This window comes from Candidatus Hydrogenedentota bacterium (assembly GCA_035450225.1).
Classification (GTDB): domain Bacteria; phylum Hydrogenedentota; class Hydrogenedentia; order Hydrogenedentales; family SLHB01; genus DSVR01.
Genome location: DAOTMJ010000025.1, coordinates 38,066 through 54,620, shown reverse-complemented (window position 1 = coordinate 54,620; position 16,555 = coordinate 38,066). Strand labels below are relative to the sequence as shown.

Genomic DNA, 16,555 nt, shown 5'->3' with positions numbered 1-16,555 from the left:
TCCAATACCTCCTTGCCGGGCCGCAGGCGGCCCCTCGTTGGCATAGACGATTCATGCTCCAAAATTATTCGCCCGGCCGTTGTTTCAAGTGTGTATTCCTATTGCAGCAATTTGATTCCGTCGGCGATGGCGCCCGGTTCGATGTTGAGATCAATGGTCAAGTCCATTTTATCGCTGGAAAGCGTTATTTGTCCCACGAAACCGTCGGGCGTGTACGCCAGCGTGAGTTTTGCGCCGTCGAAGGGCCGTTCGCCTTCCTTGCCGAGGAGTTCGCCCACGATGCGATCCACGGGCTTGTTGCCGGCCATTTTGGCGAATTGCGAGGCCAGCAAGGCCTTGAGGGCGCTTGTGCTCACCGAAACCGGCCCGTCGGAAACGGCGTCAATCCGGCAGTCTTTGAGGCCGGAGGCGTCAGATTCAACCGTCAGACTGCCGCTGCCTTTTCCGCTCAGATTCAATACCGGCAGGGTCTTGGACAAAAGGCCGAGATCCGCGCCGGTGAATTGGGCCTTGACCGTCAGCGGCCGGCCTTCCCGCAAGACGGCGAATGCGATATCCGCGGCAACGCCGCCACCGAACATTGTACCCTGAAGCCCATTGAACTTGATTGTATCGCCTTCGATTGCAACCGGTCCCTTGACGTCGCCCGCCGCAACGCCGGCAATCGCCAGCTGCGCGGCCTGCACGTCGCCGGTGGCGGCCAGACCATCCGTACAGGACCATTCGCCGGCGGTTTTCAGGGTTAGCCCCTGAATCGCAACCGTGCCGCCACCGAAGGAAAGCGTTTCGGCATCGGTCGTGAATTCGATTTTGTTCGTGCAGCGCCCCTCGGCGCATGCGGCCGTGCAGGCCGCCGCCGCCGTTCCCTTGGCCTCGTCGAGCAGCCCCATGGCCACAAGGCTTTGGAAGTCCGTTTGGAACGTCCAGGGCGCGGTGAATCCCCACGGGCTGGAGGTGAATTCGGCCTTTGGACAGGACAGGATCGTACCCGCGCCGAGCGATGCCTGGAGATTCTCGGCGGTTCCTTTGGATTTGATGTTGTCGAACTGAATGGCGCCCGCAAGGGTCGCCGTGGTCGGCAAGGCCGATCCGGCGTATCCGAACCCTTCCACCTTCACATCGAGAGTGGCCGTCGTGACACCGTTCTTGTTTTCGACAGGCGCGGTCAGTTTCACGCGTCCGCTCAACCCCAGCGACGGCAGGAGGGCCAGATCGAACTCCCCGGCCACGTCCGCGCCGACCTCGAAAGTACTGAAATCGGCCGAATAGTCTTTCAAGACCAGCGAGGCGTTTTCGCCCAAACGCACTTCCAGCGAGGGACCGTCCACATTCCAGTAGGGCGTGTTGTTCGCGTTGATCACGCCCTTGATTGAAAGCGCCTGGCCCTCCGGCGCGCGCAGGGCGCCATATCGGAACGGCGCCGCGGAAAGGTCCATTGCCGCCTTGTACGTCTGCGAAGAGGGTATCGCCGTCAGTTCGGCCGTTCCGTTCAGCCGCGCATCCAGCGCCGCAAGCACGTCGCTTCCGGCCAACGTCGCGGCCACGGCGCGGGGATCCAGTTGATCGAGGGAGGCCTTGTATTCGACACGGAACGGCGTTGTGCCGCGCCCCATCCCAGCCCTTACCGTGGCGGCGACGGATTGATCGCCGATTTGGGCGGAAAGGGTTCCGTCCATGCCCTTGTCGAAAGCCAGTCGCAACAGCGGAGCGGTGCTGTTGAACGTAAACGAAACATCAGCGGGTTCGCCGTTGGGGCCGATCCACCGGGGCGCCACGCGCGCGTTGAGCGTATAGGTCAGATTTTTTTCAAATTGAAGATCCACGGCGCCGCTCAACCCGTGGAAACCCGGCAAGGAGTCCATCGCCGCCCGCGCATCCTTTGGAAGCGCCGCAACCAGATCGTCTCGCGACCAATCCTTGATTTCCACACGGGCCTTCATGTCGGCCACTTCGGTTCCGTTCATCGAGGCGGCGATTTTTTGCCCGCGGTTCAGCGTGGCTTCGAGATCGAGTTTGAGTTGTTCGCCGCCGCCGCCCTTGCCTTGCAACGACAGATTGCCCTCGTAATACTCATGGTCCTTGGGGCCAATCGCCAAGTCCTCGCCGGCGACGCTGATGTTCGTCCCGTCGAACGAAACTTTTACATTCAGGCCCTTGGCCGCGCCGAAGCCGCGAATGGCCGTGCCGGACATGTCCACTTTCTTGAAGCGGAACGGGAAGGGTATTTTTCCCGAGGCGGACTGCGACATGTCTATGTTCTGCGCGAGTCCTTTCTCGAAATGGATGTCCACCATCGTCTTGTCCCCGGACTTGCCGACCGATGCGCCGCCCTCGATTTCGATCAGCCCCGGCAACACGATCTTGAGTGGTTCGATGCGCGTTCCCTTGTCCTTGTTTTCATAACGGAGATCGATGGCGGCATCCGTAAAGTCGCGTTGCGCGGCGCGGCCGCCCGCCCAGAAGAATCCGTTCATTTGGCTGCCTTGAATCTGCACCGAATAGTTGCGCCTCGACTCGATGTCGCCCTTTATGCCGAAACCGCCCAGCGACACGCCCATATAGGGCAGCGAATACCCCACGTCGAGCCGCGCCAGGTTGACGGTCTTGGGCAGCAATTTGGACGTGTCAATCTTCCCCCGCCCCCGTTTCGACTTCGACGGTTTTGGCCCGGGCTTGGCGGCGGGCGCGGCGGGAGCCTCGGGGGCGGTAAAGGCTTCGCGCGAACGATCGATATTGATCGAAAGACGGTCTACGGACAGCGACGGGAAATAACGTCCGTCTTCCGGAAACAGGGTGTAGGCCAGCGAAAACTTTTCGAGCGCGATCATCGGCGTCTGCGAATCGCCGCCGGGCGTCTTGTCGAACGCCTTCAAATCGGCGATGCGCAACGGATTCCAGATGGACAGGCCGCCGGCCTTGACGTCGGCCTTCAGCGCCTTGCCCAGTTCGTTTTCCAGCAACCGCCGCTGGGGCCAGCCGGACGCCAGCAACAAACCGGCAACAATCAGAATGGCCGCAACGGTTCCCACAACGGCCAACAGGCTTCGTACAATCCATTTCAACCAGCGGCGCGGCTTGCGCGCAACAGCGGGTTCGGCGGCAGGCTGACTCATGGCGTATCGTTCTCCTCTTCGGGTTCGACGGCAATTTTCAGCCGTCCAATGACCGGGATCAATTTGGCTTGCTGGTACAAATCGCCCTCGGCAAGTTTGACATGCGTGACATCGGCTACCGGCTGATCAAAGGTCGGGTCCACATCCACCCATTGGCCCGCCCAGATCATCGCCCATTGATGGAAGTAAAAAGCCGGTTCCCCCTCGTTGACATAGATCAGGCCCGCGACTTCCCGCGCGGGAATGCCGGCGGCCCGCGCCAGCCCGACGAACAGAATGCTGTGCTCGGTGCAATCGCCCTGCGGATCGTCGAGCACCTCCAGCGCGTTGCTCAACCGGGCGGAGTAGGTCGTCTTTACATACTTGTAAACCCAATGGCACAAGGCCTCGCCCGCGACAAAGGCGTCCCGTTCATCGCCGATTATCTCATGCGCCTTCGCAATCAACCGGGGATCGCCGCTTTGCACCAGCAGCGTGGGCTTCAGCCATTCCTGCACGGACGCCTCGCCCACCGGTCGCGGAGTGCCGCGAAAAGAGGATGGATCGCTCCGCTTCGACTCGAACGCCACAAAGCCCTCTTTCATCGCCATCCGCTGCCGGCCGTCATTGAAAAGGTGGTTCTCCGCCAGCGGCCCCATGATGCGCAGCCGCAGCGAATCGCGCGTCCGGGGATTTTCGACGCGCCGGTCGGCCTGCGCCGCGTTCGACACTATCACGTCGTTGCTGTAATCAATGTCCTGGGCCATTTCCCTGGGTTCGAGCCGCATCGTAATGATGCCCCCGATGCGATCCTCGAGCGTCCGGCCGTCCGCAGCGACATAGGTGTCGGATTCGATGCCGAGATCCGGCATGACGGATTTGATTCGGTACACTGTGGTCGGCGCGCCCTCGAACATCCGTTCCTCGATGGACTCGATTCGGCTCGTACCGTCTATCTCGCGTTCGTACATCGGCTCGAACATGCTGAACGAGACCGAATCGCCGATCTTGGCATTCGGGCCGGTCAATTCGACCTGCTTCAACGCATCCTTCAGTGATTCCCGCGGCTTGGGGAGTTCGGATTCCTTGACGAGTCCGCCCACGGTGCTCTTCAACCGGAATACGCCGTTGTCCACCCATGCCTCGAATTGCTTTGCGCCTCCGGGATCGTCAATCCGCTGGTCAATGCGGATAAGCGACCCGTCCTTTGCATAGAGACGCCGCATGCAGATGCGCATATCCTGATGTTGGCCGGACATCTTGACGCGGAAATGGGCGTCCTCGGAAACCGCGGCCTGTTCATTCTCGTCCACCGACACGCTGTTTATCGAATAGCCCGCCTTCTGGCCGTTGAGATACAGCCCATACCAGTCCTCGCCCACCAGCGACCGGACATCAAGGTCCTGCGCGACGAGCAACCGGGGAAACAACGATAGTGAAACCATCAATACGACTCGCGTTAGGCCATAGGCTGACGGCTGATGGCGGATGGCGGTGGGAATTCGACGTTCTTGGCAAAACAAAGAACCTGCAACGGAATGGACGGGCCTTTCATCCTTCATCCTTTATCTTTCATCCTTGATGTAGTTCCAGCCTACCGCCTTATTCTCAGTGGTGCGAGAAGCAACGTTCCATCGAGAACATCATCGTGGCGCCGGCCTCGTTGCACGCTTCGATGGCCTCGTAGTCGTTGACGCTGCCGCCCGGCTGCACAATCGCCGTGACGCCCGCGCCCAGCGCCGCGTCCACCGCGTCGCGGAACGGGAAAAAGCCGTCCGACGACATCACGGCGCCGTCCATGGTTTCACAGCCCTTGTATTTCTCCGCGGCCTTCGATAGCGCCTTTCGCACCGCGCCGACGCGATCCTGTTCGCCCGTGCCCACGCACAGCGTTTGTCCGTTTTTGGCGATGACGCAGCCGTTCGAGCGTACGTGAATGTTGACATACCATGCAAACAACAGATCGTCGAGTTCCCGCGCGGTGGGCTTTCGCGCAATTTCTATCCGGCCTTTCGTCTTGTGTTCGTTGTAGGCCGGCACAAGGTCGGCCACGCTTCTCACGCGGGACAAATACGGCGTCGCCAGGACCACGCTGCCGTCATCAAACACCTTGATTTCGAGCACGTCCGTCCCTTCGTCAATAAACTTCGGCAAGGCTGAAAAATCGGGCAGTTCGACCACGCGAATCTCGCGATTCTTCTTGAAACGATCCGCGTCATTTAGAATATCGATCGCTTCCGGATCGAATTTCGGGGCCGCCACGCCTTCCATGACGCTCTGCATGATCTCCCCGGCGGTCTCGGCATCCACTGTCGTGTTGAACACCACCACGCCGCCGAAAGCGGCCTGAGCGTCCGCATCACGGGCGCGCCGATAGACTTCGGAGAGCGGCATTCCCTCCTGTTGAATGGCGACGCCGGACGGGTTGCAGTGCTTCATGACCGCACAGGCGGGCCGCTGCATGTATTTGAGCATGCCCACGGCGTGGTGCATGTCCTCGATGTTGGTTTGCGAAAGGCCGCTCTTGCCCGATTTCAGCATCTTGTAGGCGCCCAACACGACAGGGCGGCCGTCCGCGGGGCGATAGAACGCCGCGGGTTGATGCGGATTCGTTCCGTACCGCAGGTTTTCGATCTTGACGTAGGGACGCCCCAGGATTTCAACCGTTTCCGGGAAATTCCCTTCCGTCCGCGAACGGTACATCTGTTTCAGGTCTTTTTCCACCATGATGAACGATCTCCTCGATGTGCCTGAAAACAAACGCGCCCAAGCGTTTGCCCCAGCGCCCAGGCGAACGGCTTATCCATCCGGCGCCGCTTCCCCGTGGTCTATTCCACGCAATCTCGCCAGTCGCGGCCCCGGCGTTTCGGCTATTCTCGCATCCGGTAAGGACAAAGTCAACGTTCCTCTTGATTCCCGGCGGTTCACGGCCTAGGATAAAGGCGTCTGTGGTTTGTTCAAGGGAAAGGAGACGGCATGACAGGCGCGTTTCAACGACTGTCCGGATGGGGACGTTATCCGGTGCAGGAATGCCGCGTGTTTCGCCCGGAGCGGTGCGCGGATGTCCGGCCGCCGGTACTGACGCGCGAAGGCCGGACAATCATCCCGCGCGGATTGGGCCGCAGTTACGGCGACGCGGCCATCAACGGCGGCGGGGATGTCCTGGATTACTCGCGCATGAACCGCATGCGCGCGTTCGACGCCGAATCGGGCATCCTTGATTGCGAGGCCGGTGTCAGCCTGGCGGACATTCTGGACGTCTTTATACCGCGCGGTTTTTTCCCGCCTGTAATGCCGGGCACGAAATTCGTCACACTGGGCGGCGCCATCGCCAACGACGTCCACGGCAAGAATCATCACCGGGACGGTTCCTTCAGCCAGTTTGTCGTCGAGATAACGTTGTTGACCCCGGCGGGAGAGATCGTGACATGCTCGCCGGAGGAACAGTCGGACGTGTTCTGGGCGACCGTGGGCGGTGTCGGGCTGACGGGCGTGATTCTCACCGCGAAGATACGCCTCAAACGCATTGAAACGGCTTATTGCTGGGTAGACTACCTGCGAACGAAAAATATAGACGACACGCTCGCGGCGTTTGCCGAGTCCGACCGGAACTACGAGTATTCGGTCGCATGGGTGGATTGCCTGGCCAAGGGTAATGCGCTGGGCCGATCGGTTTTGATGCGTGGCAATTTCGCGGCGCGCGCCGACGCACCCCCCGGATGCCGGGACCCGTTGCAGCCCAAGCCAAGGCATGGGAAACCGGTGCCTTTCGATTTTCCGGGATTCGTCTTGAATTCATTTTCGATAGGCGCGTTCAATCAGATTTTCTACGCCTTGCACCCGTCACGCGAACGGCAATGGGTGGACTACGATTCGTATTTCTGCCCGCTCGATTCGATTCACCACTGGAACCGCATGTACGGACGCCGGGGCTTTTGCCAGTACCAGGTCACGTTTCCCCTGGAGGAAGCCGGCGGCCTGACCAAACTCATGGAGCGCGTCAGCCAGTCCGGATGCGCCTCGTTCCTGGCCGTATTGAAACGGTTGGGGCCGGGCGGACCGGGCCTGCTTTCCTACCCCAGCGAAGGTTACACCATCTCCTTCGACATTCCGATGCGCAACGATGTCGTGCCGCTCCTGCGGGAATTCGACCAGCGCGTAATCGAACACAACGGGCGGCTCTATTGCGCCAAGGACGCCGTGGCGCTGCCGGAAACCTTCGCGGCGATGTATCCGAGGCTCGACGAATTCCGGACGATTGCCGGACGGCTCGACCCGGACGGCGCCTTTTCGTCGTCATTGGCGCGCCGGCTTGGCATTGTGCGTCCGTCGGCGGGAGGTACGGCCCATGAATGATCTGGACGTCAGGACACCGGCTCCGGACCCAAACGTTCAAATGGCGGCATGGGGCAAGGGTGTCGTCGTAATTGGCGCCACGTCCGCCATTGCCCGCGCAATTGCCATCGAACTCGCCCGGCAGGGCTATGCGATCCTGCTGGCCGCGCGCGACATGGACGAAAACGAACGCATCGCGACCGATCTCCGCGTGCGCACGGGATCGCCCGCCGTCGCCTTGCCGTTCGAAGCACTCGATTTCCCCTCGCATCCGGCTTTCGTGCGGACCTGCATCGAACACATGGGCGGCGCGCTCGAAGGGGTCGTGGTGTGTTTCGGAGCGCTCGAACCGCAAAACGAACTACAGGCGGATTTCACGCGCGCACGCCGGATCCTCGACGTGAATTTCACGGCGGCGGTCTCGATCTTGGAGGCGTTCGCGCCCCATTTCGAGCAACGCCGCGGAGGATTCATTGCGGCGATATCGTCCGTGGCGGGCGATCGAGGACGCCAGAGCAATTACCATTACGGCGCGGCCAAGGCCGGCTTGTCGGTCTACCTGCAAGGACTGCGCAACCGCCTGTTCCGCGCGGGCGTATCCGTCACGACTCTCAAGCCCGGATTCGTGGACAGCAAGATGACTTTCGGACTGCCGGGCCTCGTTATGCTCGCCAGCCCGGAAACCGCCGGCAAGGCGGCCGCCGCCGCCATCAAAAAGCGCAAGAACGTGGCCTATGTGCCGTGGTTCTGGCGCTACATTATGCTGATCATCATCCATGTGCCCGAATGTATCTTCAAACGCCTGAAATTGTGAACGGTCCGCCCGTAATCATCGGATGTATTGCCCATCTCGTCCACTTCGTCCCTTGCGGCAACCTGCTCCGGGCACGCCGACAAGGCGCGTAAATGGTGAGTGCATGGGCAGGGCAGGCGCGGATAAAATGCCCATGAATCCGGCAGATTCGTTATCTCTTGCTCTTACTCTTGCTCTTGCTCTTGCTCTTGCTCTTGCTCTTGCTCTTGCTCTTACTCTTGCTCTTGCTCGTGCTCGTGCTCATGCACATGCGGCTAAAACAGGCACTTGGTTTTCTAGCACTGTTGTATTCATTTACCCTGCTGGCATGGGTTGGCAATTGAAATCGGCGGTGGCCTATAATGCGGTATCCAATGGCGGCGCCCTTGATCGGGCATGAATGCGAGATGCAGCGAGGAGGAAAGAAAGTCTATGAGCAACAACAGAGTGTCGCGCCGGTTCTTCTTGTTCAGTTCGGCTGTGATGGCGGCGGGCTGCGCAACGGGATCGGGCAGAGCGGTCGGGCCGCGCAAGATTTCGGCCAATGAAAAATTGAACATCGCCGGGGTGGGCGTCGGGGGAAAGGGAACGAGTGACGTCGAAGGCGCATACGACGACGGCAACAACAATATCGTGGCCTTGTGCGACGTGGATTTCGAGCGCGCGGCCAAATCGTTCAAGCGTTTTCCCAACGCCACGCAATACAAGGATTTCCGCGTCATGCTCGACAAGGAGCACAAGAATATTGACGCGGTGACGATTTCCACGACGGATCACATGCACGCGCCAATCGCGATCGCCGCGATGCAACTCGGCAAGCATGTGTATGTCCAGAAACCGCTCACACACGACATCTACGAGGCACGCCGTCTCACCGAAGTGGCGCGCCAGTACAAGGTCGCGACGCAGATGGGCAACCAGGGCCATTCCGGCGAAGGCGTCCGCCGCCTGATGGAATGGATCGCGGCGGGAGCGATCGGAACCGTGCGCGAAGCGCATATCTGGACCGACCGCCCGATTTGGCCACAGGGCATTCCGCGGCCGGCGGGCACGATGCCGGTCCCCGCGACGTTGGACTGGGATCTGTGGCTCGGCACGGCGCCGAAACGCCCGTATCACAAGGCCTATGCGCCGTTCGCGTGGCGCGGCTGGTGGGACTTCGGATGCGGCGCCCTGGGCGACATGGCCTGCCACATCATGGACCCGGCCTACATGGCGCTCAAACTCGGTTACCCGACGAGCGTCGAGGCCATTTCCGAAGGCAATAACGAAGAATCGTGCCCCAAGTGGTCCATCATCACCTACCAATTCCCGGCGCGCGGCGATCTTCCGCCCGTCAAACTCGTGTGGTACGACGGCAAGAAATTGCCCGAACGCCCGGCGGAAATTCCGGCGGACGAAAAACTGGGCGACGGCGACAATGGCACGTTGTTCGTCGGCGACAAGGGATACTTGTCCTGCGGTTGCTACGGCGGCAATCCGAGCCTGCATCCCCGGGAAAAAATGAGCGAATTCAAACGGCCCGAAAAAACCATCCCGAATTCAATCGGCCACTATAAGGAATGGCTGGAAGCCTGCAAGGGCGTCGAGATTCCTAAGGGCGGATTCTGCGGCAATTTCGATTACGCCGGCCCCTTCACAGAGATGGTCCTCTTGGGCAATCTGGCCATACGCGCGGGACAAAAAATCGAATTCGATCCCAAGGAAATGAAAGTAACCAACGTTCCCGAAGCCAATCAATACATTCGGCGCACCTACCGGAGCGGTTACAAGCAATACGCATAAATCCGGCAGACGGCAACGCCGCCGTCCAGCCCAGCATCGAACGGGGAAACTTCCGCCAAAGAGGTTTCCCCGTTTTGTCTTTGTCCTTTTTCAGGTTCTTGCCTCTCAAACGGCGCGGATGGAACTTTTTTCTGTCCGCGCCGATAACATTCAGTGTGGCCATGTATCAACCATCGCACGACCGATCGCGACGTGTTGATGCACGCCATGGAAGGCGAATTGTTTTCATTCCCGCAAAAGCGTAAGGAGGTCACTCGGAATGCGTATGCGAGGATGCGTGCCGGTTGTATTGATTGCGGCATTTTGCGCGGAAGCCGCGGCTGTGCGCGGCGGTTGGATTTCATCGGACGATTATGCGTCATTGAACGCGGTCGTCGCGGATTCCGCGTCGGACTCGGAAAAACTGGCCGCGCGCGAGTTTGCCGATTTATGGAAACAGGCGACGGGCAAGGGCGTATACGTTTCGAATGTGCCGTATCTGAAGCGGGGCGTTATTGTCTGGATCGGACAGGATGGCGTGCCGGACGAACTCTTGGGCTATGTGAAACCCGGCGAACTGGGACCGGACGGGTATTGCATCCGCACGCTTTACCTCAAAAAAGCCAAACAGGGACACCTTGCCATTTTCGGAGGCAAGGAACGCGGGACGATGTATGGAGTCTATGCGTTTTTCGAGGACTACTTCGGAATCCGATTCCTTGCGCCGGATTACACCCATATTCCGAAAAAGCCTCCGGCGTCGCTGCCGGACATTGATGTGCGGTACGTTCCGCCCATCCTTCGCAGACAAACAGCGCACGGCATCCATGGCTTGCAGGCTTATTCCGAGGATCAACGCGCGGCGTTTCAGCGCCACATGCGCTGGTCTTCCTCGCCCGAATGCGGCCTGCCAGCACACTCGGCCTTCACCCTCCTGCCGCCGGGCAAATATTTCGCGGAACATCCCGATTTCTACTCCGAAATCAACGGAAAACGTATCGCGCCCACCGGATTCGATCCGAACCGCCCGGCCATGGCCGCCCCGCCTCCCGAATGGCAAAGCCAGTTATGTTTCAGCAACCCGAAAGTCGCCGAAGCCATCGCCGCTGAATTGCGGCCGTTGATGCAGGCCCATCCTGACAAAACCGTCTGGAGCGTGTCGCCAATGGAATGGGACGGGCGCTGCGAATGCCCAGGGTGCAAGGCTATTGACGAGGCCGAAGACTCGCCGATGGGGTCCATCCTAACCGGCGTCAACCGTGTGGCCGACGCCATCAAGTCCGATTTTCCGAACAACTTCATTGAAACGCTCGCATGTCAATGGACCCTCAAGCCCCCGCGAAACCTCAGGCCGCGCGACAATGTCATTGTCAACGTATGTGCCGTTGATGTGGATTATTCACGTCCGCTGCACGACAAGAAGACATCCGAATTACAGCCTTTTGCCGGCATTCTGGCGGAATGGTCGAAGATCGCCCATAACGTCCATGTTTGGGATTATCCAGCCAATGGCTACTACTCGCCGATACCGTTTCCATGTTTCGACGCAATAGGGGCAAATCTCGCGTTTTACGCCCGGCACAACGTGAAAGGCGTGTTGTCGCTCGGCGGCGACCTTCTCACGGACGATTTGGGCGTCCTGCGTTGTTACTTGGTGTCGCGGCTGATGTGGCAGCCGAACGCGGACGCGCAGGCGGTGATGGATGAATTCATCCGCCTTTATTATGAGGACGCCGCGCCGTTCATCCGCGAATATATCGCCCTTGCGGCAAAGACCGTACGCGACAAGGGTGCATACCTTCACAGCCTTGGAAAAGGCGAATGGATGGATGCGGACTTCGTTTCGCGCGCGGATGAAATTTTCAGGGGGGCGTTGGCGTCAAGCGTCCCCGATATCGTCAAGCAGCGCATCGAGGACGCCTATTGTTCCATACGTTATGCGGCCATCGTGTGCCCGCCCAAGGTCACGATCGCCGACGGCAAAATATCGCTCGATCGCCCGCCGTGCATGAGCGTCGAGGATTACATTGCGCACGTCGGCGAGCGGGGCGCGCGATCGCCGGACCCAAATGTGTCTTTGCCGGACTACATCATGGCGCGCACCGGCAAGACGGCTCCGCCACGGCACGAGGAATCGCCGATTATTACGCTGGAAAACGAGAAGCACCTGGCATGGGTCGCCCCGGCGTTGAAAGGTTCCGTCGTTCGATGGAATGCCAAGGCGCAGGCCGCCGAACTGCTGCGCGGCCACGAAGCATACGGATCGGCCCCGGGCACGCTCCAGGAATGGACGAGCGCCCCGCCGCTACCCGAAGGCCCCGCAGCGGACACGTATGAAGTCGTCGAAGGCTCACAAAACCGGCTCGTCTTGCGCGCCGCGCGCGCGGACGGATTGCAAATCGAACGGACAATGGAATTGAAACCCGGGTCGGATTCGCTCGACATCACCCTTGTGCTTGCGAATGCATCCGACAAGCCTTTGCCGGCCAATGTAAAGATACATCCCGAATTTTACGCGGCGGACACGCCGGAAATCTGGGCGCCGATCCGCGGTGTGTGGCAGCGGCAGAATGCTCAAAACGACGGAACCGCGCGCACGTCCGGCCGCTTCATCCCCGCGGAGGACGCAACGCGCGTGGCGTGTTGGATGCCCGAAAAAAAACTGGCGGTCGAGTGCGGAGGCGATGCCCAGGATCTCGGCGGCCTGTTCTGGTACGTCAACACCGCGCCCGATGCGCGGCAATGCAACCTTGAAGCGCTACCGAAAAGCGATCCGATCGAACCCGGCGCCAAACGGATCCTGCGTGTGTGTTATTCGGTTTCGTCGCGGCATCCCTCCGCCAAGTAACAACCCTGCGGCCGGATCGAACGCGTAAAACAGAAACCGTCTTCTCTGCCCTGAAACCGGCATTTCAACCACGAATCAACACAAAGGAATGCGAATAGTTCCTTGTGATTTACCGTGAACCTTGCGTCGAATTGTGGTCCCTCGTGACCGCATGGCAAATTATGCCGGCGATTCCCATGAAGGTTCTGTATCGGCGTTTCTTCATGTCCATCCGCGGTTCAAAGGCCGGAACAACGGTTATCGCCCCTTCGCTCCGGATTCGGCAGAAGCGGCGTTTGCATCGGCGGAAACGGAAGGCCAATCATCGGGCTTGGGAATGGTTACCCGGCCCGTGGCGGCCCATTCGGCGCCGCGCAGCAGCAGGGTCCGAAATCCCGCATTGCGCATGGCCGCCGCATCGTGGCCCAGCATGAGATTGACACCGCGCCCCTTGCCGAAGGTGGTCGCAATCAGCATCGGTTCGACCTTGCCCGTGCCGTTGGCCTCCTTGGCGGAAAACGCGTCGAAAACGGTATCGAACGACTTGTCCGTCAGGGCCGCCATGTTTTGGTACAGTTCGTCCGTGATTGAAAAATCGGACAGGCCCCGCGCGATGGGATGGGCGGCACTTCTCACCTTCACCGTGAACGGGCCGTACCGCGCGTGGCTCGTTTTCTTGTCGTCCCATGTCAGACCGATGATTTCCTGGAACGGAGGCCACTCCTGAAACGTGCATGCCGCCGCGTGAACGACGACGAAACCGCCTCCATTGCGCATGAAATCGAGAAACGCCGTTTCCGCAGTCTCCGGCCATTCGCGCGCCGTCTTCGGATACGGCGTCCAGTTCGACACCACGACGTCGTATCGTGCAAACGTCGCGGCATCGCACTGGCCCGGCGCCTCCGTCACGTCCACCGTGCCGAACCGGGGACACCCCTGGAGAATTTCCAACAGCACCGGCGTTGTCGAACGCCAATCATGGTTGTTCAATCCGCTAAAGATCAACACCCGCAACGGCGCATCCTGCGCCATGACGGAACGTGCAAAAAACAACGCCGCCGCCAATCCCAAAATCATCCCACGCTTCATCGAATACGTCCCTTTCCATTCCGATTGTCGTCATCCGTACTGAAACAACGACGGAACGGCTCAACGAATCAAACGGATCAAACGGATGTATCATCCCGCGATGAAAGTTTCGGTCCATCGGCATCGGACCACTTTCTTCGGGCCAGCGGACCCAAAGGAACCAATAGCGGCAACAACCAAAACAGATTCCACCATCGCAATCCGGAGGCCGCAAGGCCGCCATAGGACACGATAGCCCACACAATCGAAAGCAAAAAAACGCTATACGGCGCCAGCAATAACTTCCAATAGGGCGTCGTTGGATGCCGCCATGGCGAAAACAGGACAATGGCGGCAACGGCGCAACCCGTGACAATCAAGCCGATTACGCCCGCTGCATAGTTGCCCTGAATCAGAAAGACGACCGACAGAATGGCCACCCATATAAATCCGCCCAACCATCCCGCGGTCCAGCCGATTTTCTCGCCCCGCCTATTGTCCATAATCCGTCCTCTCCTCATGATGAACGGCGCCGAATCAAGGCGCGCGGTTTTTCGCTTCCGGATTATTCCCGGGTTATGTGGCTTTTATCATATAGGTACAACGAAGCCGGCGCCATTGACGCACCTATCATGATGCCGAGGGTCATTTCCCCCCCGCCTTGCGACACGAACGAACTCCAGCCGTTGTGGAGGATCGTGAAAAGACCGTAACCCAAGACCAAAAACGCCGGCAGAATACTAATAATATAGTACGCGAATTTTCTTCGCCTGTCGAATGCGATTCGCGAGTTCGGGAACAGATAGAGGATCCCCATAAATACCATGAACGCTCCGGCCATTCTGATCCCAAGTTCCTGATGGAAACCACCGGGATTCAATCCGACAACGCCCAAAGTCCCGTAACCGATGCAGAAAAGGCCCAAGAGCATCACCAACCCCTTTAGGACGCGCGCAATCTGTCGCATGGTTTACACCTTCCTCTCGGTTGAACATCCCTCCTGCCTACGGCCAATCTTGCACCGCCACATCATTGGGTTGTTGTCCGATCCAAATGGTACCGCATTGATTCACACCCCTGCCATCTTTTTCTCAAGCGACGCGCCCTCTCCCGTACCCGATTGGGCGAACAAACCGAAACGCCCTTCCATTGAACGATTCCATCAATCCCAATGGCGTGATTATACACCACAACCGGCATACACCGGCTAAAAACAACGCCTTGAATGTTTCCGCGACAACCAGCCAAGGGCACGCGCCACACCCTCACGTCGTTCACGGGACCTTTACGGATTCGTGTGACGGCATGAACACAGCGCCCTGGAGGCCGGTTGGCTTCCAGGGCGGTTAGGATCGTTATAGCGCGTTATTTTGCGAGGCCGCGGTATTTGCGGCGGGGGCCGGTGGGATCGTAGCCGTGGAGTTCGTCGAGGTTTTCGACCACCTTCGCGACGGCGTCGGCGACGACGTCCATGTCTTTCTTCGTGCCCATGAGGAGCATGTGATGGACGGCGAGGCCGGATTTTTCGGTCGCATCGGTGCAGACGGGGAGTTTGAACCGTTTTGGATCTATGGCCTTCCAGTATGCCGGGCTGAGGTTGTGGCGCGCCTTGGTGTGCGGCTTGTAGAGCGAGCAGTTGTTGAGCGGGTCGTAGGGCGGCTCGAACAACTCGGCGGTGCTGAGTTCGGCGTTGAGCGCGGGGATGAATTGCCGGTTCGTGATGCCCTTGAGTTTGGGCAGGTCGAGCCGGAACGTGAAATTGAAATAACTCTGCTGCGTGATTTCTTTCCGGCGGCGCATCGGCAGGATGCCGGGGATTTGCGCGAGCAGCGAGTTGAGGTAGATCGCGTTCGCATCGCGCAACTTGACCTGTTTGTCGAGGCGTTCGAGGCCGCACAGGAGAATCGCGGCCTGCCATTCGGTGAGGCGATAGTTTCCGGACTGCATCGCATGGGTGAAATCGCCGCGGTAGCCGCGCCCGCAGTTGCGCAGCGAATAGAGTTTCTCGAACTGTTCCTTCGTTTTGCAGGTGTTGAATCCGCCTTCACCGCTGCTGAGCGTCTTCGATTCCTGGAAACTGAAACTGCCCATGTCGCCGAGGCTGCCGACGCCCTTGCCCTTCCAGAAGGAGCCGTGCTGATGTGCGCAATCCTCGATCAGGAACAGGTTGTGTTTCTTGCACAACGCCTGCAGTTTCGTCATGTCGGCCATGCAGCCGTACAGATGGACCACGATGACCGCCTTCGTTTTTTTCGTGATGGCCGCCTCGACCTTGGCAAGATCGAGACACCATGTGTCCGGTTCGACGTCCACGAGCACCGGAATCGCGTTGACGTCAATGCACGCGGCGGCGGTCGCCTGCCACGTCATGCCGGGGACTATCACTTCGTCGTACGCGCCGATGCCGAGCGCTTCGAGCGCGATCTGAATCGCGACCGTGCCGTTGGCCGAGCACATGCCAAACTTGGCGCCCTGGTATTTCGTGAAGGCTTCGGCGAACTTCCATTCGATCGGCCCGTCGTAGGACCACCGGTTCGATTTCGTCACTTCCGTGACGAGTTTGACGTCTTTCCCGTCGTGAATCGGCCATTGCGGCCACGGTTTTTCGGGACGCACGGGCGATCCGCCCAATACCGCAAGTCTTGCCATGATTGAATTCTCCTTCGTTTGTCCGTG

The 16,555-nt window shown here is 59.5% G+C and carries 12 protein-coding genes and 1 riboswitch; of the genes, 5 read left to right on the top strand and 7 right to left on the bottom strand.

From position 1 onward, the window contains the following. Positions 1–98: 98 nt before the first annotated feature. The 3 genes from P5540_13520 to P5540_13510 all read right to left on the bottom strand — a co-directional run bounded on the left by P5540_13520 (position 99) and on the right by P5540_13510 (position 5,819). Positions 99–3,113: a hypothetical protein gene (locus tag P5540_13520; protein ID HRT65834.1), complete on the bottom strand. Its 3,015-nt coding sequence runs from the start codon at positions 3,111–3,113 to the stop codon at positions 99–101. Next, a complete protein-coding gene (locus P5540_13515; protein HRT65833.1) occupies positions 3,110–4,537 on the bottom strand; it encodes a transglutaminase-like domain-containing protein in 1,428 nt (475 codons plus the stop codon). The genes P5540_13520 and P5540_13515 overlap by 4 nt, the downstream gene beginning before the upstream one ends. A gap of 163 nt (positions 4,538–4,700) precedes the next feature. Further along, entirely contained in the window at positions 4,701–5,819 is a 1,119-nt protein-coding gene (locus P5540_13510; protein HRT65832.1) for an IMP cyclohydrolase, read from the bottom strand. Between the two features lie 50 nt (positions 5,820–5,869). Further along, positions 5,870–5,956, bottom strand: a riboswitch (ZMP/ZTP riboswitch). A gap of 112 nt (positions 5,957–6,068) precedes the next feature. Here P5540_13510 and P5540_13505 point away from each other — a divergent pair. The 5 genes from P5540_13505 to P5540_13485 all read left to right on the top strand — a co-directional run bounded on the left by P5540_13505 (position 6,069) and on the right by P5540_13485 (position 12,832). Continuing rightward, entirely contained in the window at positions 6,069–7,448 is a 1,380-nt protein-coding gene (locus P5540_13505) for an FAD-binding oxidoreductase (protein ID HRT65831.1), read from the top strand. Then, entirely contained in the window at positions 7,441–8,241 is an 801-nt protein-coding gene (locus P5540_13500) for an SDR family oxidoreductase (GenBank protein ID HRT65830.1), read from the top strand. Before P5540_13505 ends, P5540_13500 begins: the two co-directional genes overlap by 8 nt. 133 nt (positions 8,242–8,374) lie before the next feature. Further along, positions 8,375–8,620, top strand: coding sequence for a hypothetical protein (locus tag P5540_13495; GenBank protein HRT65829.1), 246 nt, complete (start codon positions 8,375–8,377; stop codon positions 8,618–8,620). Between the two features lie 32 nt (positions 8,621–8,652). Then, positions 8,653–10,005, top strand: a complete 1,353-nt coding sequence (locus tag P5540_13490) for a Gfo/Idh/MocA family oxidoreductase (GenBank protein ID HRT65828.1) — start codon at positions 8,653–8,655, stop codon at positions 10,003–10,005. Positions 10,006–10,264: 259 nt separating this feature from the next. Beyond that, positions 10,265–12,832 (top strand): DUF4838 domain-containing protein, encoded by a 2,568-nt coding sequence (locus P5540_13485; GenBank protein HRT65827.1) that lies wholly within the window; start codon positions 10,265–10,267, stop codon positions 12,830–12,832. Positions 12,833–13,069: 237 nt separating this feature from the next. Here P5540_13485 and P5540_13480 read toward each other — a convergent pair whose 3' ends face one another. The 4 genes from P5540_13480 to P5540_13465 form a co-directional block, all read right to left on the bottom strand. After that, complete coding sequence (locus P5540_13480) at positions 13,070–13,900, bottom strand: ThuA domain-containing protein (GenBank protein ID HRT65826.1); 831 nt, start codon at positions 13,898–13,900, stop codon at positions 13,070–13,072. Between the two features lie 77 nt (positions 13,901–13,977). Continuing rightward, positions 13,978–14,382 carry a hypothetical protein gene (locus P5540_13475; GenBank protein HRT65825.1) on the bottom strand — a complete coding sequence of 135 codons (405 nt, stop codon included), beginning with the start codon at positions 14,380–14,382 and terminating at the stop codon, positions 13,978–13,980. A gap of 62 nt (positions 14,383–14,444) precedes the next feature. Continuing rightward, positions 14,445–14,846, bottom strand: a complete 402-nt coding sequence (locus P5540_13470; GenBank protein HRT65824.1) for a hypothetical protein — start codon at positions 14,844–14,846, stop codon at positions 14,445–14,447. A 398-nt stretch (positions 14,847–15,244) separates the two neighbouring features. Continuing rightward, positions 15,245–16,528: a DegT/DnrJ/EryC1/StrS family aminotransferase gene (locus P5540_13465; protein HRT65823.1), complete on the bottom strand. Its 1,284-nt coding sequence runs from the start codon at positions 16,526–16,528 to the stop codon at positions 15,245–15,247. Positions 16,529–16,555 lie beyond the last annotated feature (27 nt).